General features: G+C 72.6%; 21 protein-coding genes. 5 read left to right on the plus strand and 16 right to left on the minus strand.

Annotated features, from left to right (window positions below; genetic code table 11):
- Window positions 1-9: 9 nt before the first annotated feature.
- The 12 genes from M503_RS0115165 to M503_RS0115220 form a co-directional block, all read right to left on the minus strand.
- The gene (locus M503_RS0115165) at window positions 10-363 is read right to left on the minus strand and encodes a PilZ domain-containing protein (RefSeq protein ID WP_024869587.1); all 354 of its coding nucleotides are present in this window, start codon (window positions 361-363) and stop codon (window positions 10-12) included.
- Complete coding sequence (locus M503_RS0115170) at window positions 360-1322, minus strand: DNA polymerase III subunit delta' (protein ID WP_028920365.1); 963 nt, start codon at window positions 1320-1322, stop codon at window positions 360-362. Before M503_RS0115170 ends, M503_RS0115165 begins: the two co-directional genes overlap by 4 nt.
- On the minus strand, window positions 1319-1990 hold the full coding sequence (tmk, locus tag M503_RS0115175) for a dTMP kinase (protein WP_028920364.1): 672 nt from the start codon (window positions 1988-1990) through the stop codon (window positions 1319-1321). The genes M503_RS0115170 and tmk overlap by 4 nt, the downstream gene beginning before the upstream one ends.
- On the minus strand, window positions 1987-3078 hold the full coding sequence (gene mltG / locus M503_RS16700; RefSeq protein WP_081721085.1) for an endolytic transglycosylase MltG: 1092 nt from the start codon (window positions 3076-3078) through the stop codon (window positions 1987-1989). Before mltG ends, tmk begins: the two co-directional genes overlap by 4 nt.
- A gap of 105 nt (window positions 3079-3183) precedes the next feature.
- Window positions 3184-4542, minus strand: coding sequence for an aminodeoxychorismate synthase component I (locus M503_RS0115185; protein WP_028920363.1), 1359 nt, complete (start codon window positions 4540-4542; stop codon window positions 3184-3186).
- 117 nt (window positions 4543-4659) lie between these two features.
- Window positions 4660-5898, minus strand: a complete 1239-nt coding sequence (gene fabF, locus M503_RS0115190; RefSeq protein WP_081721086.1) for a beta-ketoacyl-ACP synthase II — start codon at window positions 5896-5898, stop codon at window positions 4660-4662.
- Window positions 5899-6038: 140 nt separating this feature from the next.
- Window positions 6039-6278 carry an acyl carrier protein gene (acpP, locus tag M503_RS0115195; RefSeq protein WP_013535667.1) on the minus strand — a complete coding sequence of 80 codons (240 nt, stop codon included), beginning with the start codon at window positions 6276-6278 and terminating at the stop codon, window positions 6039-6041.
- A 185-nt stretch (window positions 6279-6463) separates the two neighbouring features.
- The gene (fabG, locus tag M503_RS0115200; RefSeq protein ID WP_028920361.1) at window positions 6464-7216 is read right to left on the minus strand and encodes a 3-oxoacyl-ACP reductase FabG; all 753 of its coding nucleotides are present in this window, start codon (window positions 7214-7216) and stop codon (window positions 6464-6466) included.
- 67 nt (window positions 7217-7283) lie between these two features.
- Window positions 7284-8225, minus strand: coding sequence for an ACP S-malonyltransferase (fabD, locus tag M503_RS0115205; protein WP_028920360.1), 942 nt, complete (start codon window positions 8223-8225; stop codon window positions 7284-7286).
- A 197-nt stretch (window positions 8226-8422) separates the two neighbouring features.
- Complete coding sequence (locus M503_RS0115210) at window positions 8423-9403, minus strand: beta-ketoacyl-ACP synthase III (RefSeq protein ID WP_024869579.1); 981 nt, start codon at window positions 9401-9403, stop codon at window positions 8423-8425.
- A gap of 84 nt (window positions 9404-9487) precedes the next feature.
- Window positions 9488-9682 (minus strand): 50S ribosomal protein L32, encoded by a 195-nt coding sequence (rpmF, locus tag M503_RS0115215; protein WP_024869578.1) that lies wholly within the window; start codon window positions 9680-9682, stop codon window positions 9488-9490.
- A 108-nt stretch (window positions 9683-9790) separates the two neighbouring features.
- Complete coding sequence (locus tag M503_RS0115220) at window positions 9791-10312, minus strand: YceD family protein (RefSeq protein WP_028920359.1); 522 nt, start codon at window positions 10310-10312, stop codon at window positions 9791-9793.
- Between the two features lie 121 nt (window positions 10313-10433).
- Here M503_RS0115220 and M503_RS0115225 point away from each other — a divergent pair, with 121 nt between their 5' ends.
- Window positions 10434-11000: a Maf family protein gene (locus M503_RS0115225; RefSeq protein WP_028920358.1), complete on the plus strand. Its 567-nt coding sequence runs from the start codon at window positions 10434-10436 to the stop codon at window positions 10998-11000.
- A gap of 20 nt (window positions 11001-11020) precedes the next feature.
- Here M503_RS0115225 and M503_RS17925 read toward each other — a convergent pair whose 3' ends face one another.
- Genes M503_RS17925 through M503_RS0115240 form a run of 3 tightly spaced genes read right to left on the minus strand, consistent with a single transcriptional unit; the run spans window position 11021 to window position 15890 of the window.
- Window positions 11021-12907 carry a glycosyltransferase 87 family protein gene (locus M503_RS17925; RefSeq protein ID WP_028920357.1) on the minus strand — a complete coding sequence of 629 codons (1887 nt, stop codon included), beginning with the start codon at window positions 12905-12907 and terminating at the stop codon, window positions 11021-11023.
- On the minus strand, window positions 12904-13998 hold the full coding sequence (locus M503_RS16705; protein WP_081721087.1) for a glycosyltransferase family 2 protein: 1095 nt from the start codon (window positions 13996-13998) through the stop codon (window positions 12904-12906). The genes M503_RS17925 and M503_RS16705 overlap by 4 nt, the downstream gene beginning before the upstream one ends.
- Window positions 13999-14027: 29 nt before the next feature.
- A complete protein-coding gene (locus tag M503_RS0115240) occupies window positions 14028-15890 on the minus strand; it encodes a glycosyltransferase family 39 protein (protein ID WP_028920356.1) in 1863 nt (620 codons plus the stop codon).
- Window positions 15891-15931: 41 nt separating this feature from the next.
- On the opposite strand from M503_RS0115240, the gene M503_RS0115245 reads away from it, so the two are divergent.
- From M503_RS0115245 to M503_RS0115260, 4 genes are read left to right on the plus strand one after another with little or no spacing between them, the layout of a single operon-like run.
- Window positions 15932-16888, plus strand: coding sequence for an AAA family ATPase (locus M503_RS0115245; RefSeq protein ID WP_037061589.1), 957 nt, complete (start codon window positions 15932-15934; stop codon window positions 16886-16888).
- Complete coding sequence (locus M503_RS0115250) at window positions 16888-17841, plus strand: DUF58 domain-containing protein (RefSeq protein WP_028920354.1); 954 nt, start codon at window positions 16888-16890, stop codon at window positions 17839-17841. Before M503_RS0115245 ends, M503_RS0115250 begins: the two co-directional genes overlap by 1 nt.
- Complete coding sequence (locus tag M503_RS0115255) at window positions 17838-19805, plus strand: transglutaminase TgpA family protein (protein ID WP_051414677.1); 1968 nt, start codon at window positions 17838-17840, stop codon at window positions 19803-19805. Before M503_RS0115250 ends, M503_RS0115255 begins: the two co-directional genes overlap by 4 nt.
- Window positions 19806-19833: 28 nt before the next feature.
- On the plus strand, window positions 19834-20355 hold the full coding sequence (locus M503_RS0115260) for a Slp family lipoprotein (protein WP_428992233.1): 522 nt from the start codon (window positions 19834-19836) through the stop codon (window positions 20353-20355).
- Between the two features lie 82 nt (window positions 20356-20437).
- Here the strand turns inward: M503_RS0115260 and M503_RS0115265 are convergent, their stop codons facing one another.
- Window positions 20438-20791 carry a histidine triad nucleotide-binding protein gene (locus M503_RS0115265; RefSeq protein ID WP_028920351.1) on the minus strand — a complete coding sequence of 118 codons (354 nt, stop codon included), beginning with the start codon at window positions 20789-20791 and terminating at the stop codon, window positions 20438-20440.
- Window positions 20792-20793 lie beyond the last annotated feature (2 nt).

Below are 20793 nucleotides of genomic sequence, written 5' to 3' on the forward strand. Positions count from 1 at the left end.
GGGGCCGGGTTACATGGTCTGGGTCGGCTTGTCGGCGTTGAGGGTACCGGCCAGCAGGGTCTCGATGCGGTTCTTCACCATCTCGCCCTCGTTGCCTTCCGGGAACTGCACGCCGATGCCGGCGGTGCGGTTGCCCTGGGCGCCGGCCGGGGTGACCCACACCACCTTGCCGGCGATCGGCAGGCGATCGCTGGAATCGGGCAGGGTCAGCAGCAGGAACACCTCGTCGCCGAGGAAGTAGCGCTTGGGCGTGGGCACGAAGATGCCGCCGTGCCGGATGTACGGCATGTACGCGCTGTACAGGGCAGCCTTGTCCTTCACCGCCAGCGACAGGATGCCCTGGCGTCCGCTTACAGCACTCATCGGTTTTCCCCCTTGCCTGCCTGGGCCCGCGCACCGTCGCGCCAGGCCAGCAGAAGATCGGCGACCACCAGGTCGGCGCGCACCGTGCTGCGCAGCAGTTCGCGCGCACGGTTGGCATCGTCGAACCAGGACGCCAGCTTGTGCAATCGGTCCGGATCGGTCAAGCCGAGCGCGGCGGCGCGATCGCGCGCGTGCTCGGCGGCATGGGCCAGGCGTTCGGCGGCGCGCTCGTCGCCGGCCCAGCGCACGGCCGCCTCCAGCGGGTCGGCGCGGCCGGACGCGATGGCGTCCAGGTCGGCACCGACCTCGCGGCGCAGGCCCAGGCCGTCGCCACGCAGCCATTCGTCGGCCAGGCCGGGATGGCCGCGGGCGGCGTCCAGGGCCTCGGCCGCTTCCGCCGCGGCGTGGCCCCGGCACGCCAGCCAGGCCAGCGATTCCTCGCGCGGCGGCAGGCGGAACTCCAGCCGCTGGCAGCGGCTGCGGATGGTCGCCGGCAGGCGCCCGGGACGGCTGCTGACCAGCCACAGGTAGCGGCCCGGGGCCGGCTCCTCCAGGGTCTTCAGCAGCGCGTTGCAGGCGGCGGTGTTGAGCGCGTCGGCCGGATCGATGATCGCGACCTGGGCGCTGCCGTACTGCGAGGTAAGCGCCAGCTGCTGGCCGAGTTCGCGGATCTGCTCGATCACGATCTCGGTGCGCATCCGGGTGCCTTCGCGGTTGGGGATCAGCCCGACCAGGTGCAGGTCCGGATGGGTGCCGGCGGCGATCAGCGGGCGGTTGCGCGCCTCGGCGGCCGGGTCGCCGCCGGAGAGCACGAAGGCGGCCAGCCGTTCGGCGACCGCGCGCTTGCCCAGCCCGGCCGGGCCGCACAGCAGCAGCGCGTGGCCGAGCCGGCCGGCGGCCAGCGAGGCCATCGCCTGGTCGTGGATGCGCTGCTGCCAGGGCGCCAGCGCCGCACTCATCGGCCCTGCTCCGCGAGGAAGGCTTCGACCGCCGCGGCGACGGCCGCACCCACCTCCGCAGGCGAGCGTGAGGCGTCGATCACGCGGAAGCGTTCCGGCTCGGCTTCGGCGCGGCGGCGGAAACCGGCGCGCACGCGTTCGAAGAATTCGTCCTGCTCGCTCTCGATCCGGTCCGGCCACAGGTCGCGGCCGCTGGTGCGGGCGCGGCCCTCGCGCACGTCCAGGTCCAGCAGCAGGGTCAGGCCCGGACGCAGGCCGACCGCGCGGCGCTCCAGCTCGGCGATCCAGTCCGGGTCGAGGCCGCGGCCGTCGCCCTGGTAGGCGTAGCTGGAATCGGTGAAGCGGTCACTGACCACGAAGGCTCCGCGCTCCAGCGCCGGCAGCACCACCTGGCGCACGTGCTGGGCGCGGGCGGCGAACACCAGCAGCAGTTCGGTCTCCGCCGCCAGCGGTTCGGCCTCGACCTCGCCGCGCAGGGCTTCGCGGTTGTCGAGCATCAGCGCGCGGATCTGCTCGGCCAGCGGCGTGCCGCCGGGCTCGCGGGTCAGGACCACGTCGTGGCCGTGGCGCTGCAAGGCCTCGCGCAGCGACGCCAGCGCGGTGCTCTTGCCCGCGCCCTCGCCTCCCTCGAGGCTGATGAAGCGCGGGTGGGTGGGAATGGTGCTCATCGACGCGTGTCCTTGCCGTCGCCCGTCTCCGGCTTGGCCTCGCCGACGGCGTCGCCGGCCGCGGGCGCGGTCGTGGCCGTGCCCGAGCGGCAGCGCCGGCGCTGGTGGCAGTCCACCGCGGCGCTGTGCTCGGCATAGGTGGCCGAGAACACGTGGCTGCCGTCGTTGCGCGAGACGAAGTACAGGGCGTCGCCCGGGGCCGGGTTCACCGCCGCCTGCAGTGCGGCGCGGCCGGGCATGGCGATCGGCGTGGGCGGCAGGCCCGGGCGGGTGTAGGTGTTGTAGGGGGTGTCGGTGGTGAGGTCGCGCTTGCGGATGTTGCCGTCGTAGGCGCTGCCCAGGCCGTAGATCACGGTCGGGTCGGTCTGCAGCAGCATGCCCTTCTGCAGGCGCCGCGCGAACACGCCGGCGATCTGCGGGCGCTCGTGCGCCTGCCCGGTTTCCTTCTCCACGATCGAGGCCAGGATCAGCGCCTCGTCGGGCGACTTCAGCGGCACGTCCGGCGCGCGCGCTTCCCAGGCTGCGGCCAGGGCCTGCGCCATCGCGTCGTGGGCGCGGCGCAGGATGTCCAGGTCGCTGTCGCCGCGCTGGTACAGGTAGGTCTCCGGCAGGAAGCGACCTTCCGGATGCTGGCCGGGGTGGCCGAGCGCGGCCATCACCGCCGCGTCGTCCATGCCGGTGGTCTCGTGCAGCAGCGGCTGGGCGGCGGCCAGCGCGGCGCGCAGCTGGCGGAAGTTCCAGCCTTCGACGATGGTCACCCGGTACTGGATCACCCGGCCGTCGCGCATGCGCTGCAGCAGCTGGCGCGGAGTCAGTTCCGGCGACAGCGCGTACTCGCCGACGCGGAGCCGGCCGGCCGCGTCCATCTGCCGCGCCAGCAGGCGCCATTCCAGGTCGTGGCCGGCATCGACGCCGGCCTCGCGCAGGCGGCCGAGCACGCGAACGAAGCCGTCGCCGCGTTCGATGCGCACGCTGTCGGCGGTCTGGCCGCTGGCCACGGGGGCGTCGGCGAACGCCTGGTAACGGGTCCAGCCCCAGCCGGCCAGCAGCGCCGCCAGCAGCAGCCCCAGGGCCACGATTCCCAGCATCCAGCGCAGCGCGCTCCTACATCCGCCAGCCACGTCCACCTCTTCGCTCGACCGGCGCCCAGCATACCGCGCGAGGCTGAAGGCCTGCCGTGTCCCGCACCCCGCTCATGCCGCCGGATCGAGCGCGCGCAGCAGGCCGCGCGCCTTGGCCCGGGTCTCGTCCAGTTCGCGGGCCGGCACCGAGTCGGCGACGATCCCGGCGCCGGTGCGGAACACCATGTCGGCGCCCTGCACTTCGGCGCTGCGGATCAGGATGTTGAGGTCCAGGTCGCCGTCGCGGTTGAGCCAGCCCATCGCGCCGGTATAGGCGCCGCGCGGCACGCCTTCCAGCTCGGCGATGATCTGCATGCAGCGCACCTTCGGGCAGCCGGTGATGGTGCCGCCCGGGTACACCGCGGCGATCACCTGCCCCGGCGTGGCGTCCTCTTCCAGGATGCCGCGCACGTTGCTGACGATGTGGTGGACGTGGGCGTAGCTCTCCACCGTCATCAGCTCGTCGACCTGGACGCTGCCGGCGGTGCAGACGCGCCCCAGGTCGTTCCGCTCCAGGTCGATCAGCATCACGTGCTCGGCGCGTTCCTTGGGATGGCCGACCAGTTCGCGGATCCGCGCCGCGTCGTCGTCGCCTTCGAAGCGCGGGCGGGTGCCGGCGATCGGCCGCGTTTCGGCCACGCGCCCGCGCACCGAGACCAGGCGTTCGGGCGATGAGCTCGCGACCGCCCAGCCGTCGCCGGCGAACAGCCCGGCGAACGGCGCCGGATTGGCCTGGCGCAGGCGCGCGTACAGCGCCGCCGGATCCAGCGGCGCGTCGAAGCGTGCCTGCCAGGCGCGCGACAGGTTCACCTGGAACACGTCGCCGGCGCGCAGGTAGTCGAGGATGCGTTCGACGCCGTCGATGAAGCGCTGCGGTTCGTCCTCGGTGACGCTCGCCGGCGGCATCCACTGCGGCAGCGGCGGCAGCGCGACCGAGGCGCGCAGGTCGTCCAGGAGCGTATCCAGCAGCGGCGCGTGTCCGTCCTCGGCGAGGGCCACGCATTCGCCGCTGGCGCGGTCGCGCAGCACCGCCGCCGGGCAGCGCAGCGCCAGCGCCTGCGGGCGGCCGTCGCCCGCACGCTGCGGCAGGCGCAGCACCGGTTCGACCTGCCCGGCCAGCTCGTAGTCCAGCAGCAGCGCCCAGCCGCCGCGGAACGGCCAGCGCGGCTCTTCCGGCTCGACGCGCGCCTGCCGCCACTGCGCGTCCAGCGCCTCGAGGAAACTGCCCGCCTGCGCTTCGCCGCGCAGGTCGCGGGTCAGCCCGTCGACGTCCAGACGCAGGCCTTCGCCGCTGGTCGCCAGCAGCAGGTCCCAGCGCCCCTGCACCGTGCCCGCGGCCACCGATTCCAGCAGCAGCGGATAGCGCGCCGGCGCCAGCCGGTGCAGCGCCAGCAGGTCGGTATCGGCGGGGAGCGGATGGGAGCGGAGCATGCGTCCTGGCGGGATGGAATGGACGGGGCCGGTGCGTCCGCCCCGCTTGCCGCGGGCGGAGCCACCGGCCCCTGGTCGTCCTGTCGAAGGCCGCGGCGCGCGCGGCCGATCAGGGCGTCAGATCCGCTTGAACACCAGCGTGCCGTTGGTGCCGCCGAAACCGAAGCCGTTGGAGACGGCCACGTCGACCTTGGCCTCGCGCGCCACGTTCGGCACGTAGTCCAGGTCGCAGCCCTCGCCCGGGTTCTCCAGGTTGATGGTCGGCGGGACGATGCCGTGGTGGATCGCCAGCACCGAGAAGATCGCCTCCACGCCGCCGGCGGCGCCGAGCAGGTGGCCGGTCATCGACTTGGTCGAGCTGACCATCATCTTGTAGGCGTGGTCGCCGAAGGCGCGCTTGATCGCCAGGGTCTCGGCCAGGTCGCCCAGCGGCGTCGAGGTGCCGTGCGCATTGAGGTAGCCGACCGCAGACGGATCGAGCTTGGCGTCGCGCAGCGCGGCCAGCATGCAGCGCGCGGCGCCGTCGCCGTCCTCGCTGGGCGCGGTCATGTGGTTGGCGTCGGCGCTGGCGCCGAAGCCGACCAGCTCGGCATAGATGCGCGCGCCGCGCGCCCTGGCGTGCTCGTATTCCTCGAGCACGAGGATGCCGGCGCCGTCGCCGAGAACGAAGCCGTCGCGCTCGGCGTCCCACGGACGCGAGGCGCGCGCGGGGTCGTCGTTGCGGGTGGACATCGCCTTCATCGAGCAGAAGCCGCCCATCGAGGTCGGCGAGGAACCGCGCTCGGCGCCGCCGGCGACCATGACGTCGGCATCGCCGTACTGGATCATGCGCATCGCGGTGCCGATGGAGTGGTTGGCGGTGGCGCAGGCCGACACCGCCGAGAAATTGGGGCCCTTGAGGCCGCGGATGATGCTCAGCTGGCCCGGCAGCATGTTGATGATGGTGCTGGGCACGTAGAACGGCGAGATCTTGCGCGGACCGCCCTCCAGGTACTTGGCGGTCTGCTCCTCGATGCCGAGGATGCCGCCGATGCCCGAACCGATGATCGTGCCAATGCGCTCGGCGTTGCCCTCGTCGATCTCCAGCCCGGAATCGTCCAGGGCCATGAACGAGGCGGCCAGGCCGTAGTGGATGAACGCCTCCATCTTCTTCGCGTCCTTGGGCGGCACGAAGGCGGTGGGGTCGAAATCGCGGATCTCGCCGGCGATGCGCGTGGTGAAGGCCGACGCGTCGAAATGGGTGACCGGGCCGATGCCGGAGCGGCCGTTGATGATGCCGTCCCAGCTGCTGGCCAGGTCGTTGCCAAGCGGCGAGACCATGCCCATGCCGGTGATGACGACGCGACGGTGACTCATAGACGGCTCCTGGTATACGGCGGATCAGGTATGGCAGGCGCGCCCGGCACGACCGGGCCGGACGCGCACGGGGCCGCACGCGGCGGCCCCGGACGGTTTTTTGCCACGGGCCGCCAGGCGGCCCGGAGGCACGGCTCGCGTCAGCTCTTGACGTGGGCCTTGATGTAGTCGATCGCCTGCTGGACGGAAGTGATCTTCTCGGCTTCCTCGTCCGGGATCTCGCACTCGAACTCTTCCTCGAGGGCCATCACCAGCTCGACGGTGTCGAGCGAGTCGGCGCCCAGATCGTCGACGAACGATGCGCTGTTGGTCACTTCCTCTTCCTTGACGCCGAGCTGTTCGACGACGATTTTCTTGACGCGCTCTTCGATGGTGCTCATGGGTTTGCTGCTCCGGATGGAGTGGTTGTTGTTCGGACCGCCGCGGCACGCGCCGGTACGGGAGGATCACTTTCCACAGGGCGGATAGTGTAGTCAAAAGCCGCGGGCCTGGCACTGGCCGGGAACCGCAACCGGATCAAAAGCTTACGGGGCTTTTGAGATCCTTCTTCTGGCGAGCGCCAGGCTCAGGCCATGTACATGCCGCCATTCACATGGAGGGTTTCGCCGGTGATGTAGGCCGCATCGGGTCCGGCCAGGAACGCCACCGCGCGGGCGATGTCGGCCGGTTCGCCGAACCGGCCCAGCGCGATCTGGCCGAGCATCGCGTTCTTCGCGTCCTCCGGCAGCTCGCGGGTCATGTCGGTGTCGATGAAGCCGGGCGCCACCACGTTGACGGTGACGTTGCGGCTGCCGATCTCCTTGGCCAGCGACTTGCTGAAGGCGATGATGCCGGCCTTGGCCGCGGCGTAGTTGGCCTGGCCGGCGTTGCCGGTGGCGCCGATCACCGAGGCGATGTTGATGATGCGGCCCTTGCGCGCCTTCATCATCCCGCGCACCACCGCCTTGGAGGTGCGGAACACGCTGGTCAGGTTGGTGTCGATGATCGCCTGCCAGTCCTCGTCCTTCATCCGCATCAGCAGGTTGTCGCGGGTGATGCCGGCGTTGTTGACCAGGATCGAGACCGCGCCGGATTCCCTGGCGATCCCGTCGATCAGCGCCTCGACCGCGGCGGCGTCGGTGACGTCCAGCCTGCGGCCGTGGCCGCCCTGCCCCGCCAGGCGCGCGCCGATGGCTTCGGCGCCGGCGTCGCTGGTGGCGGTGCCGATCACGGTGGCGCCGCGCGCCGCCAGTTCGTCGGCGATCGCCGCGCCGATGCCGCGGCTGGCGCCGGTGACCAGGGCGATCTCGCCGCTCAGGGGCAGGCTGCTTGCAGTCATGGTGGGTCTCTTCTTCTCGCGTTCGTGGAGGGCGTGGCGCGCCGGCCGGCGCGCCGCCGCAAAGGTATCAGCGCCAGTCGTCCAGCGCCGCACCGAAATCGCCGGCGGTGCCGAGCGCGCGCGCGTCGATCGACTTGTCGATGCGCTTGACCAGGCCGGCCAGCACCTTGCCCGGGCCGCATTCGGCCACGCGGGTCGCGCCGCGCGCGGCCAGCGCCTGCACGCAGCCGGTCCACTGCACCGGCAGGTAGAGCTGGCGCACCAGCGCGTCGCGGATCGCTTCGACGCTGTCGTGCACCTGCGCGTCCACGTTCTGCACCACCGGCAGCGACGGCACCTGCCAGCGCAGGCCGGCCATCGCCTCGGCCAGGCGGTTGGCCGCCTCGCGCATCAGCGGCGTGTGCGAAGGCACGCTCACCGCCAGCTTCACCGCCTTGCGCACGCCGCGCTCGGCCAGCAGCGCCAGCGCGCGGTCGACCGCCGCGGCGTCGCCGCCGATGACGATCTGGCCGGGGGAATTGAAATTGGCCGGCACCACCACCTGGCTGCCGGACGCCTCGGTGCAGACTTCCTGCACCAGCGCGTCGTCGGCGCCAAGCACGGCGGCCATCGCGCCGGTGCCGGCGGGCGCGGCGTCCTGCATCAGCTGGCCACGCAGGCGCACCAGATGCGCGCCGTCGGCCAGCGACAGCGCGCCGGCGGCGACCAGCGCGGTGTATTCGCCCAGGCTGTGCCCGGCGAGCATCGACGGCTGCGCACCGCCCTGCGCGTTCCACGCGCGCCACACGCCGATCCCTGCGGCCAGCAGCGCCGGCTGGGTGTATTCGGTGCGGTTGAGCATTTCCTCGGGGCCGCCCTGGGAGAGGCTCCACAGGTCGATGCCGGCGCCTTCGGAGGCTTCGGCGAAGGCTTCGCGCACCTGCGGGTGCAGTTCGGCCAGTTCGGCCAGCATCCCTACGGACTGGGAGCCCTGGCCGGGGAAAACAAAGGCGAGCGTCGGGTCGGTCACGCGCTGTCGCAGATCAGGAACGAATGCCGATGATACGGGCGAAAGTGGTGCTTCGTCTGTACTGCTGCGTATGCCTGATGCCTTGCGCGGCGTGGACTGCGCCCGGTAGACAGGCACGACGACACCGCGCGGCCCTGGAGGCTGCGCGGTGTTCGTGGAATACGCGGATTGCAGCAGCGGCCCGCAGGCCGCGCGGCTCAGTAGCGCAGCAGCGCCGAGCCCCAGGTGAAGCCGCCGCCGAACGCTTCCAGCAGCAGCAGCTGGCCGCGCTGCACGCGACCGGACCGCACCGCTTCGTCCAGCGCCAGCGGCACCGAACCGGCGGAGGTGTTGCCGTGGCGGTCGACGGTGACGACGACGCGGTCCATCGGCATCTCCAGGCGCCTGGCCGTGGCTTCGATGATGCGCAGGTTGGCCTGGTGCGGGATCAGCCAGTCGAGGTCGTGCTTGTCCAGGCCGTTGGCGGCCAGGGTCTCGTCGACCACGCCGTCCAGCGCCTTGACCGCGTGCTTGAACACCTCGTTGCCGGCCATGTGGATGCGCACGCCGGCATTGGTCTCGTCCGGCTTGAAGCCGGCCGAGACGCCGGCCGGGCAGCACAGCAGGTCGCGCTTGCTGCCGTCGGCATGCAGGTGCGTGGAAAGGATGCCGGTCTCGGTATCGGCCTTGAGCACCACCGCGCCGGCGCCGTCGCCGAACAGCACGCAGGTCGTGCGGTCGCTCCAGTCGACGATGCGGGTCAGGGTCTCGGCACCGATCACCAGCGCGGTCTTCGCCGCGCCGGTGCGGATGAACTTGTCGGCCACGCTCAGCGCGAACACGAAGCCCGAGCAGGCCGCGTTGACGTCGAACGCCGCGCAGCCGGCGATGCCCAGCTTCTGCTGGATCAGGCAGGCGGTCGACGGGAACACCACGTCCGGCGTGGTCGTGCCGACCACGATCAGGTCGATCGCGGAGGCATCGACGCCGGCGGCTTCCAGCGCGCGCAGCGCGGCCTGGTGGCCCAGGTCGCTGGTGGTCTCGCCTTCGGCGGCGACGCGCCGTTCGGCGATGCCTGTGCGGGTACGGATCCATTCGTCGCTGGTGTCGACCACCTTGGCCAGGTCGTCGTTGGTCACCACCTTCGCCGGCAGGTAGCTGCCGGTTCCGGCGATGCGCGAATAGATCCGCTCGCTCATGCGCATTCCCGCTTGCGGCCCCTTGCGGGAGCCTGGATGTGTTTCACCGCGAACGGGCGCGCACGGGGCGCGCCCGCCAGGGCATCAGTCTTCCTCGACCACCGAGGTCTTGGTGGCGATGACCTTCTTGCCGCGGTAGTAGCCGTCGGCGGTGACGTGGTGGCGCAGGTGGGTCTCGCCCGTGGTCGGGTCGGTCGCCAGCTGCTTGGCCGTCAGCGCGTCATGGGAACGGCGCTGGCCGCGGCGGGACGGAGTGACTCGGGATTTCTGCACAGCCATGGGATTGCTCCAAACTCGTTGTAGTGCGTGTCTTGTTGGACCTCGAAGCCACCCGCCGGTGCCGTTCCAGGGCGCCTTCGGCGGCGGCGCGACCGTGTGTCCTGCTTGTTACTTCTTCTTCAGGGCCGCCAGCGCCGCGAACGGGCTGGCCGCCTGCAACTCTTCCTCGCCCGCCGACCAGGTCTGCTCGACCGGTTCGCTGCCCGGGGCCATCGGCACCACCGGCAGGGCGAGCACCAGCTCGTCCTCCACCAGCTCGGTCGGCCGCAACAGGCCGTCCTCCGGCACCAGCAGCGCCTCGTAGCCTGGCGGCAACGCGGCATCCTCGGCCTCGTCGCGGATCAGGCCGAGCCGCTGCACGGTCTTCACCGGGAACACGAACCGCTCCAGGCTGCGCTGGCAGACCAGCGGCAGCCCGGCGTCGAGCGTCAGTTCGACGTAGGGCACCTGCAGCGCATCGTGCCCGAACTCCAGCGCGAAGCGGCATTCGCCGTCCGTGTCGGCCAGGCTGTCGCCCAGCCGGGGCATCGCCGACAGCGGCATCCGCCCTTCGAACTGCCGCCTCGCGGCGACCATCCTCCAGGCATCCAGCGTTTCGGGGACCTGCACGACGGATGCACCTGCGGACATAAGCCGCTGAATGTTAAGGACCGGACCGGGCCATGTCAAACCCGGCCCGGGCGTGGAAACGGGCGATTGCCGGCGGCCGCGGCGCGGCCGACACTGGCCGGCCCACCCGCCGTACCCGCATATGTTGATCCTTGCGTCCACTTCCCGCTACCGCCGCGAGCTGCTGCAGCGCCTGCGGCTGCCTTTCGAGTGCGTCGGCCCGGGCGTCGACGAGACCCCGCTGCGCGCCGAAAGCCCGCCCCAGCTGGTCCGCCGGCTGGCCCAGGCCAAGGCCGACGCGGTGGCTGAACGGTTCCCGGACGCCTGGGTGATCGGCTCGGACCAGGCCGCCGAACTGGACGGCCAGGTGCTGGGCAAGCCCGGCGGCCGCGCGGCGGCGATCGCCCAGCTGGCGCAGATGGGCGGGCGCACGGTGCGCTTCCATACCGCCGTATGCCTGCGCCGCGGCGCCCACGAACTGGCCGCGGTCGACCTGACCCAGGTGCACTTCCGCACCTTGGCCGCCGACGAGATCGAACGCTACGTCGATGCCGAGCAGCCGTTCGACTGCGCCGGCAGCTTCAAGTGCGAGGGTCTGGGCATCAGCCTGTTCGAGGCGATCGAGAACCGCGACCCGACCGCCCTGGTCGGCCTGCCGCTGATCGCCCTGTCCGGCCTGCTGCGCGAAGCCGGCTACGCCCTGCCCTGAGGCCGGCGCGGGCGCAGCCTTCAGCCGCCGGCGTCCAGCAGTCCCACCCGGCACAAGCGGTACGGGAACGCCGACGCGCCGATCCAGCTGCGGTGCACGGTGCAGGCGTCGGCGTGCAGGCGCAGTCCGTAGCGCTGCTCGAGCATGGCCGCGGCGGCCGCGATGCGTTCGCGGTCCAGCTGCTCGCGCGCGTCCTGCATGGCCTGTCCGTCCAGCGGCCGCGCCTGGCCGCGCTCGACCGCCACGAAGCGGCAACGGCCGCTCGGCGAATCGGCCGGCTCCACCAGGCCACGACTGCTGCTGCGCCCGGCGATCCAGCGCATCGCCAGGCAGTCGCCGCGGTCCAGGCCCAGGCGCGCGGCCCAGCGGTTGTGCCGTTCGTTGCGCTCCAGCCGTTCCAGCAGCTTTCCGCCGCCGGAGGCGTCCGCCTCCGCCGGCAGCATCACCCGCGAATCCGGATGCGCGGCGACCAGCGCGCGCACCTGCTCGACGTAGGCCGCAGCTTCCGGGAAGTTGGTGCCCACGCCCACGTACACCGGCCCATCCGGCAGGAACGGGATGCGCCAGGACTGCGGCTCGTCGCCGCCCATCAGGACCAGGCCGGGTGGCGGCCCGGCCGGCGCCTCGACACGGAATGCCTCGCGGGTCCAGCGCGCGTGGCCCCAGTCGTTCCAGCCCGCCAGCGCCACGAGGGCACACAGCAGCACCGCGGCGCCGGCCACGCTCGACCCGGCCCGTCCCGGCAACAGCCCGCGCAGCAGCAGCCACAGCACCAGCGGCGCCAGCAGTTCCAGGACCACCAGGTAGCGGTGGATGCTGAACATCCACAGCCACAGCACGAAGCCGACCACGAAGAACACGCCAAGCATGCGCAGCACCGACGCATCGGCCGCTTCCGGCCGTGCGCCGCCACGCGTGCGGCGGCGCAGCCAGGCGAGGGCGGCCAGCGGCGCGACCACGTACAGCAGCGCCCAGGCCACCTGGAGCAGCGACAGCTCGCTGACCAGGCGCGGGTTGAGGGTGAACAGCAGCGGCCGCAGCAGCGCCTCGCCCAGGCCCTGCGGACGCCAGCGCAGGTCGGCCGTCGCCCCCGGCGAAGCCAGCGGCGCCTGGAACCAGACGTTGTACTGCGGGAACAGCGGGTTGCCGTAGACCTGCCACACCGCGTGCAGCCACGGCCCGGCCAGCACCGCGAAGACCAGCAGCGCCACACCGGCCAGCAACACGCCCGTACGCAGCCGCGCCGGCCACGGCAGCGGCGCGGCCAGCACCGCCAGGCCCAGCGCCACCGCATAGATCGCATTGGTCAGCTTCAGCGCCACCGCCGCGCCGAGCAGTACGCCAGCCAGAACGGTTCGACCGTTGCGCCAAACCCCGGCCACCGGCAGGCATAGCGCCAGCGCGCCCAGCACCAGCGGCGCGGTGGTGTTGTCGCCCATGGTCGTGCCGAGTTCGGACAGGAACGCGGCACTGGCCAGGCCGGCCAGTCCCAGCAACGGCGCCAGCCAGTCGCGGCGCGGATCGCCGGCCAGCGCGCGCCACGCGATCCACGCCACCGGCAGGAACGCCAGGCCATGCACCAGCCCCAGCAGCGCGCCCGCTACCGGCGCCGGCGCATGCTGCACCAGCAGGAAGTACGGCACGTCCAGCAGCGGCACGAAGTAGGTCTGCAGCTGCGCCGGCGCCAGGTCCATGCCCAGCCGCCCCTGCAGCCAGGCCCAGCCGTTGTGCACGTGGTAGTTGCGCAGGTCCCAGTTGGCGTCCTGTCCGCGCAGCAGCGAAACCGCCGCGACCAGCAGCGCCACCGCGGCCGCGGCACCCACCACGCCGGCACGCGAGCCGAATCCGAACACGCGCGCAGCCGCCGCCTGCAGCGCGCGCCACCGCGCGTCTCCTGGCAGGCTCATTCGGCAGTGCCCTCGCCCACCTGCGGCGCCGCGCCTGCGGGCGCGACGCCCGGCGTCCCTGCGACGGCCACACCGGCCGGTGGTATGCCGGCGACCGGCAGGCGCGGCGGCATTTCCGCCACGCCCAGGCGGACGCGCGTGGCCGGGATCGCCAGGTAGGCCAGGCGCTTGGCCTCGATGCGCCCGCGCGTGACAGTGTCCAGCACCAGGCCACAGCCGAACAGTATCGCCGACAGCTGGACCAGGGCCGCGCACAGGATCGCGGTCGGGAAACGCGGCACCAGGCCGGTCTCCAGGTAGGTGACAAAGAGGGGCGCGGCCAGCAGCACCGACAGCAGCAACGTCGCCGCGGCGCAGGCGGAGAAGAACAGCAGCGGACGCTCGGCCATCACCAGCCGGCCGATCGTGCCGAGGATGCGCGCACCATCGCGCCAGGTGTTGAGCTTGCTGGTCGACCCCTGTGGACGCGCGCCATAGGTGGTCGGTATCTCGGCAACGGGCATGCGCAGCTGCAGCGCGTGCACCGCCAGCTCGGTCTCGATCTCGAAACCGGAAGCGTGCGCCGGGAAGGACTTCACGTAGCGCCGCGAGAACACCCGGTAGCCGGAAAGCATGTCGTCGAAGCTGTCACCGAACATCATGGCGACGCAGCGGGTCAGCAGGCGGTTGCCGAAGCGGTGCCCGGCCCGGTATGCGGCCGGGTCCTGGTCGACGCGCGCGCCCACCACCATGTCCAGGCCGTCCTCGACCAGGCGCTTCACCAGCGCCGGCGCCGCGGCCGCGTCATAGGTCGCGTCGCCATCCACCATCACGTAGACATCCGCCTCGACGTCGGCGAAGGCGCGACGGATCACGTTGCCCTTGCCGCGCAGCGCCACCGCATGCACCTCGGCACCGCTGGCGCGGGCGATCCCGGCGGTGGCATCGACCGAGCGGTTGTCGAAGACGTGGCAGTGCGCCGAAGGCAGGCTGCGGCGGAACCCCTCGACGACCGCGGCCACGGTCGCGGCCTCGTTGTGGCATGGCACCAGCAACGCGATGCGCAGGGCCTGGGCGGCCTCACCGTTGCAACCTACCCCTGGACCTGGCATTGAACGTCCCCTGGCGAACCGGCGGCATTCTACCTGTCGGCATCATCGGCGGTGATACGGACCTGCTGCCGCGGCCATTCCTCGACGCTGCCGTCGCTGCCGTGCAGGCGCAGGCCCAGCCAGCGCGTACCGGCCTGGCTGGCCGGCAGGTCGACCTGGGCGCGGAAGCCCACCCGCGGCTGGTTCGGGTCCGTCGACCCCGGGAAATGCCCGGAAACGTCGAACGGCTGGCCGTACTCCGCCTCGGCCACCACCGCCTCGTCCAGCAGCACCTCGACGCGGGCCAGTCCGACGCCTTCCTTGAACGCCCAGCCGCCAACCTCGAAGCGCGGGGGCACCCGTGCGCCCGGCTCCGGGGCATCGATCCAGGCCAGCGCCGGGGCCACGCAGCCCGCCGCCGGTACCGGCGCGTTCGCCGGCAGGCGCACCAGCAGGAAGCGCGTCGCGCCGTGGTCGACCAGCACCGTGCGCGAGGCCGGCGGCAACGGCCCCAGGCGTTCACACAGCGCCTGGTAGCGGCGCAGCAGGTCGCGGAACGACACGTCCCCCGGGGCCAGCACCAGCAGCGCCGGCGCCTGCGGCAGGCCGTCGGCCAGCAGGTCCCACTTGCGCAGCTGCGGCGCGCGGCCGTGGGCGTGGTTGAGCGGATGGTCCAGTACCGCGATGTCCGGATCGCCGAGCGCAAAGCCGAGCTCGGCACCGACCTTGAAGTCGTCGGCCAGCAGCTGCGTGCCCGGGGGCATCGCCTCCAGTTCCTCACGCACGGCCTTGGCCAGCGGCTCCCAGCCGGCGAAGTTGCGCGGGTAGTGCTTGGAGCCGGCGCTGGCCTCGCGCAGCGCCGGCGTCGACACCGCCAGGCACCAGCCCAGCGCGAGCAGCAGGCCCAGCCCGGTGACGGTCCAGGTCGCCCCCCGCCACTGCACCGGCCAGGTTTCCAGGACCCGCGCCGCCGCCGGCAGCAGCGCCAGGTACGCCGGCACCGGCCAGTGGAAACTCACCCGTTCGGCATCGGCGACGAAGCTCAGCACGAACAGCCCGCCGACGATGATCGACCCGAACAGCGCCAGGAAGCGCCATTGCGGCCGCGCCGGACGCCGCTTCCAGCCGGTCACCCACGCCGCCTGCAGCAGCGCCACCGCCAGCAGCGGCGTGACCAGCAGCGCCTGCACCGGGATGAAGGACCAGCCGCCGCCATGCAGCGCCCACGGATGCCGGTCGACCAGCTGGAAGCGCAGGCCGGCCTCGCCGTTCTCCAGGTTCCACAGCAGCAGCGGCAGCCAGGCCAGCAGGCCGAACGCGCCGGCCAGCAGCACGCGCGGATCGCGCAGCAGGTGCCGGCCCTGCGGCAGCAACAGCAGCACCACCGTACCGGCGACCCACACGCCGGCGAAGCGGTAATGGCTCAACGCGCCCAGTGCCAGGCCGAAGGCCAGCTCCATCGCCGCCAGCGGCGTGACGTCCTCGAGCATGCGCACGCCCGCATGCAGGCACAGCACCGTGGCCAGCGCCAGCGGCACGTCCGGCAGCGCCAGCACGCCGAGCATGCCCAGCAGCGGCAGCAGCACCGCCAGCGTGCCGGCGCGCCAGCCGGCGATCGCACCGAACCAGCGCCGACCGATCCGCGCCACCCACCACGGCAGCAGCGCGCCCATCAGCAGGAACGGCATCCGCAGCGCCAGCACGTGGTCGCCGCCGAGCGACGTACCCAGGCGCGCCAGCCACGCGGTCATCCCCGGCAGGTCGGAGTACGCGGCCGCCAGGTGCCGCCCTTCCTGCCAGTAGAACGCCTCGTCGACGAACAGCGGCAGTCGCGCCGCCACCACCAGCTTGAGCACGCAGGCCAGCGTCCACCAGGCGATGAACGTGCGTTGCGCGCGGTGCTCCGCCTCCATCAGCCGCTACACTCCCTCCGGACCCGGTACCCAGGAAGACGATGTCGAACATCGCCACGACCTCGAGCCCCATCCTAACCGACGCCCTGCGCCAGTCGCTGGACCAGGCGCAGCGCCAGATCAACGCGCTGGTGCTGGGCAAGCCGCATGAAGTACGGCTGGCCCTGGTCGCGCTGCTGTCCGGCGGCCACGTGCTGATCGAGGACCTGCCCGGCCTGGGCAAGACCACCCTCGCCCACGCGCTGGCCGCGACCGTGGGCCTGGGCTTCCAGCGCATCCAGTTCACCTCCGACCTGCTGCCGGCCGACGTGCTCGGCGTGTCGATCTACGAAGCCTCCACGCGCCAGTTCCGCTTCCATCCCGGCCCGGTGTTCACCCAGGTGCTGCTGGCCGACGAGATCAACCGCGCGCCGCCGCGCACGCAGAGCGCGCTGCTGGAAGCGATGGCCGAGCAGCAGGTGACCATCGACGGCTCGACCCACCGCCTGCCCGATCCGTTTTTCGTAATCGCCACGCAGAACCCGGTCGACCTGTCCGGCACCTTCCCGCTGCCGGATTCGCAGCTGGACCGCTTCCTGCTGCGCTTCTCGCTGGGCTATCCCGGCGCCGACGCCGAACGCGCCCTGCTCACCGGCAGCGACCGTCGCGAACTGATCGCGCAGGCCACGCCGGTGCTCGGCGATGGCGACGTGATCGCGTTGCGCGACGCCGCCGCGCGGGTACACGCCAGCGACGCGCTGGTCGGCTACGTGCAGGCGCTGCTGGCGCGCAGCCGGCAGCAGCCGGGCATCCGCGTCGGCCTGTCGCCGCGCGCCGGCCTGGCCCTGCTGCGCGCCGCGCGTGCCTATGCGCTGCTGCTCGGCCGTGACCACGTGGTGCCGGAAGACGTGCAGGCGCTGTTCATCGCCGTGGCCGGCCACCGCCTGGTCGGCGAGGCCGAGGCCGGCACCGGCACGGCGCTGGCCAAGTCGGTGCTGCACGCGGTGCCGGTGGACTGATGCCCCGCACGTGGCGCGAACTGCGCACGTGGCTGGAGTCGATCGAACGCCCGCGCGCGCCGGAAGCCCTGCCGCTGCGGATCGACCGCCGCCGCATCTACGTGCTGCCCACCCGCTTCGGCCTGTTCTACGGGCTGCTGGTACTGGCGATGGTGCTCGGCGCGCTCAACTACAACAACAACCCCGCCCTGCTGCTGGCGCTGCTGCTGGGCACCGCCGGACTGGCCAGCCTGGTGGCCGCGCACCTGCAGCTGTCCGGCCTGCAGCTCGAGGCGGTGTCCGCCGAACCGGTGGCCGCCGGCCAGACGCTGTGGCTGCGCATGAGCTTCTCCACCCGCGACGGCCGCCGCCGGCGTGGCCTGCGCCTGGAATACGGCGACGCCGTCGCCTGGGCCAGCACCGGCGAGGGCGGCCTGGCCGACGCCGCCCTGCCGCTGCCGACGCGCCAGCGCGGCTGGCTGGAACCGGGCCGCATCCGCATTTCCACCACCCAGCCGCTGGGCCTGGCGCGTGCGTGGTCGCGGATGTGGCCGCGGCAGCCGCTGCTGGTCTACCCGCGCGCCGAAGCGCAGCCGCCACCGCTGCCTGACAGCGGCGAAGGAGTGCAGCACAGCCGCGTGCACCCGCTCGGCGACGAACCGCACCAGCTGCGTCCGTACCGCAGCGGCGACGCGCCGCGGACCATCGCCTGGAAGCACAGCGCGCGCCGCGACAGTCTGGTCGTGCGCGAGTACGAACGCGCGCGCCAGCAGGACGTGCTGCTGGACTGGAACGCGCTGCGCCACCTCGGCCACGAGGCACGGATCTCGCGCCTGGCCGCGTGGGTCGACCAGGCCGAACGCGAAGGCCGCCGCTACCACCTGCGCCTGCCCGGCCTCGCGCTCGGCCCCGGCCGCGGTCCCGACCACCGCCACGCCTGCCTGCGCGCCCTGGCGCTGCTGCCTGCCGCATGAGCACCGTGCCGCCGCTGCCGCCCCAGGATGGAGCGACGCCGCTGGATGCGGGCAGCCGCGGCTGGGCGCTGGCCGCCGGCGCGCTGGCGCTGCTGCCGCTGCTGGTCAACCTGCCGCCGACGCTCGGCATCGGCTTCGCCCTGACCGCGCCGGCGATGGCCGCGATCGCATGGCGGCGGCCGATGCCTGGATTCCTGCGCGGCGTGATCGCGCTGGCGATGATTGCCGGCGTGTTCGCGATGATGGGCACGCGCCTGGGCCGCGATACCGGCAGCGCGCTGCTGGCGGCGATGCTGGCGATCAAGCCCACCGAACTGCGCACCCTGCGCGACGCGCGCAGCCTGGTCGGCTTCGCCCTGTTCGCACCGTTCGCCGCGTTCCTGCTCGACCAGAGCCCACTGGTGATGGCTGGCGCGCTGGCCGCGGTGCTGGCGGGCCTGCTCGCCCTGCAGCGGCTCTCCGACCTGGAGGCCGGGGTGGCCGCGCCGCCGGTGAAGCAGCGCCTGGGCACGATGGGCCGGCTGGTGGCGATCGGCCTGCCGCTGGCGCTGGCCGCGTTCTGGCTGTTCCCGCGCTTGTCCACGCCGCTGTGGGGCGTGCCCGAACGTGCGCTGGGCCGGCCCGGCCTGTCCGACAGCATGACCCCGGGCGGCTGGCTGGACCTGATGACCGACGACGCCCCGGCGCTGCGCGCCGAATTCGACGGTCCGGTGCCACCGGTGGAGCAGCTGTACTGGCGAGGTCCGGTGCTGCTCGACTACGACGGCCGTACCTGGACCCGCAACCGCTGGATCGAGGACCTGCCGCCGCCGTCATGGGAACCGGCTCCCGTCCGCTGGAGCTATGCGCTGGAGGTCGAGGCCACCGACCGTCGCGATCTGCCGGCCCTGGACCTGCCGCTGGCCACGCCCGAAGGCACGCACGCCAGCCACGGCGGCGGCCTGCGCACCGACCGCCCGCTGGCCTCGCCCAGCCGCTGGCGGCTGCAATCGGCGCCGCCACGGCGGTTCGAGACCGAACTGCGCCCGATCCTGCGCCAGCACGCGCTGGCCCTGCCCCGCGACCGCGATCCGCGCACCCGTGCGCTGGCCGCGCAGTGGCGGCGCGAGCTCGGCGACAACGACGAGGCCATCATCGAGCGCGCCCTGGCGATGATCCGCGCCGACTTCGCCTACGCCCTCGACACCCCGCTGCCGGGCCGGCACGCGGTGGACGAGTTCCTGTTCGAGACCCGCACCGGCTACTGCGAACACTTCAGCTCCGCCTTCACCGTGCTGATGCGCGCCGCCGGCATCCCCGCGCGCGTGGTGACCGGCTACACCGGCGGCTACCGCAATCCGTTCGGCGGTTACTGGATCGTGCGGCGCATGGACGCCCATGCGTGGAGCGAGGTGTGGCTGGAAGGCCGCGGCTGGGTTCGCGTGGACCCGACCGCGGCGGTGGCGCCGGAGCGCATCTACGACACGCTCGACGCGCGCCTGGGCGCCAACGGCCTGGCCGCCGGCGGCATCGACGCACTGCGCGGCGCCCGCTTCGGCGACCTCGTCGACTTCATGCGCCGCGGCTGGAACGATCTGGTGCTGGGCTTCGACGCGCAGCGCCAGCAGGCCCTGCTCAGCCCGCTGGGCCTGGGCCGGCTGGAGCCTTCGCAGTTGCTGCTGCTGTTCGCCGCCTTCGCCGCGTTGGCGATGGCCGGGATGATCTGGCTGCTGGCCCGCGGCGAACGCGAGCGCGATCCGCTGCTGCGCGCCTGGCACCGGCTCGGCCGCCGCTACGCGCGGCTGGGCCTGGGCCGCGCCCCGCACGAGCCGGCGCTGGCCTGGGCGCAGCGCGTGGCCGCCGCGCACCCGCGTTCGGCCGCGGAGCTGCTTGCGCTCAGCCGGCGTTTCGTCGCCGCGCGATACGCTCCGGCGCATGGGGGGACGCGCCGGCTGCGGGAAGAGCTGGAACGGCACCGCCCCTGACCTTCCGGAGGCCGCCATGTCGCTACGCATCCCGTTCCGCATCGCCATCGCCGCCAGCGCCATCGCGCTGCTCGGCGCCTGCGCCACCGCGCCCCAGCCGTTGCAGGGCGCCTTCCTCCCGCTCACGCCCGAACAGGCCGTGGCCGGCCAGCAGCTCGGCGCCAGCGTGCGCTGGGGCGGGCGCATCGTGCAGACCACGCCGGGCCCGGACAGCACCTGCTTCCAGGTCGTGTCGATCCCGCTGGACGCCAGCGGCCGCCCGGCCAGCAGCTCGCGCGACGTGGCCCAGGGCCGCTTCCTCGCCTGCCGCTCCGGCTTCTATGACCCGGCGGTGTTCACCCCCGGCCGCGAGGTCACCTTCGTTGGCCGCGTGCAGGACACCGAGAAGGTCAAGATCGGCGAGTACGACTACACCCTGCCGCGCATGGCCGCCGACGTGGTCTACCTGTGGCCGGTGGTCAACGAGGTCCGGGTGATCCACTCCGACCCGTGGGGGCCCTGGGGCCCGTGGGGCAGCCCTTGGGGTCGCTGGGGCTGGTGGGGCTGGTAAGCCGCCCCGCGCGTTGATCGGAATGAAAAACGCCGCCCTCCGGGGCGGCGTTTTCGTTTGCGGCCTGCGTGTCGCGGCGCGGTCAGCCCGGCGTGCCGAAGCGGCCCAGGTGGGCGCCGGCGAGCAGGTGCAGGTGCAGGTGGAACACGGTCTGGCCGGCATGCTCGCGGCAGTTCATCACCACCCGGTAGCCGTCCTGCGCCAGGCCCTCGTCGCGCGCCCAGCGGGCGGCGGCCAGCATCAGTTTGCCGAGCAGTTCGGCGTCTTCCGGCGTGGCATCGTCGAGGGTCGGGATGACCTTCTGCTTCGGGATGAACAGCACGTGCACCGGTGCCTGCGGGGCGATGTCGCGGAAGCCGAGGATGTCCTCGTCCTCGTAGACGATCGTGGCGGGGATCTCGCGGCGGATGATCTTGCCGAAGAGGGTGTCGCTCATGG

Origin of the sequence: Pseudoxanthomonas suwonensis J47, from assembly GCF_000513955.1 — a bacterium.
GTDB lineage: Bacteria > Pseudomonadota > Gammaproteobacteria > Xanthomonadales > Xanthomonadaceae > Pseudoxanthomonas > Pseudoxanthomonas suwonensis_C.

Excerpts from the sequence above, each read along its gene's own strand:
- M503_RS0115165 (WP_024869587.1), bottom strand. The coding sequence starts at position 363 with ATGAGTGCTGTAAGCGGACGCCAGGGCATCCTGTCGCTGGCGGTGAAG.
- M503_RS0115170 (WP_028920365.1), bottom strand. The coding sequence starts at position 1,322 with ATGAGTGCGGCGCTGGCGCCCTGGCAGCAGCGCATCCACGACCAGGCG.
- tmk (WP_028920364.1), bottom strand. The coding sequence starts at position 1,990 with ATGAGCACCATTCCCACCCACCCGCGCTTCATCAGCCTCGAGGGAGGC.
- mltG (WP_081721085.1), bottom strand. The coding sequence starts at position 3,078 with ATGCTGGGAATCGTGGCCCTGGGGCTGCTGCTGGCGGCGCTGCTGGCC.
- M503_RS0115185 (WP_028920363.1), bottom strand. The coding sequence starts at position 4,542 with ATGCTCCGCTCCCATCCGCTCCCCGCCGATACCGACCTGCTGGCGCTG.
- fabF (WP_081721086.1), bottom strand. The coding sequence starts at position 5,898 with ATGAGTCACCGTCGCGTCGTCATCACCGGCATGGGCATGGTCTCGCCG.
- acpP (WP_013535667.1), bottom strand. The coding sequence starts at position 6,278 with ATGAGCACCATCGAAGAGCGCGTCAAGAAAATCGTCGTCGAACAGCTC.
- fabG (WP_028920361.1), bottom strand. The coding sequence starts at position 7,216 with ATGACTGCAAGCAGCCTGCCCCTGAGCGGCGAGATCGCCCTGGTCACC.
- M503_RS0115210 (WP_024869579.1), bottom strand. The coding sequence starts at position 9,403 with ATGAGCGAGCGGATCTATTCGCGCATCGCCGGAACCGGCAGCTACCTG.
- rpmF (WP_024869578.1), bottom strand. The coding sequence starts at position 9,682 with ATGGCTGTGCAGAAATCCCGAGTCACTCCGTCCCGCCGCGGCCAGCGC.
- M503_RS0115220 (WP_028920359.1), bottom strand. The coding sequence starts at position 10,312 with ATGTCCGCAGGTGCATCCGTCGTGCAGGTCCCCGAAACGCTGGATGCC.
- M503_RS0115225 (WP_028920358.1), top strand. The coding sequence starts at position 10,434 with ATGTTGATCCTTGCGTCCACTTCCCGCTACCGCCGCGAGCTGCTGCAG.
- M503_RS17925 (WP_028920357.1), bottom strand. The coding sequence starts at position 12,907 with ATGAGCCTGCCAGGAGACGCGCGGTGGCGCGCGCTGCAGGCGGCGGCT.
- M503_RS16705 (WP_081721087.1), bottom strand. The coding sequence starts at position 13,998 with ATGCCAGGTCCAGGGGTAGGTTGCAACGGTGAGGCCGCCCAGGCCCTG.
- M503_RS0115240 (WP_028920356.1), bottom strand. The coding sequence starts at position 15,890 with ATGGAGGCGGAGCACCGCGCGCAACGCACGTTCATCGCCTGGTGGACG.
- M503_RS0115245 (WP_037061589.1), top strand. The coding sequence starts at position 15,932 with ATGTCGAACATCGCCACGACCTCGAGCCCCATCCTAACCGACGCCCTG.
- M503_RS0115250 (WP_028920354.1), top strand. The coding sequence starts at position 16,888 with ATGCCCCGCACGTGGCGCGAACTGCGCACGTGGCTGGAGTCGATCGAA.
- M503_RS0115255 (WP_051414677.1), top strand. The coding sequence starts at position 17,838 with ATGAGCACCGTGCCGCCGCTGCCGCCCCAGGATGGAGCGACGCCGCTG.
- M503_RS0115265 (WP_028920351.1), bottom strand. The coding sequence starts at position 20,791 with ATGAGCGACACCCTCTTCGGCAAGATCATCCGCCGCGAGATCCCCGCC.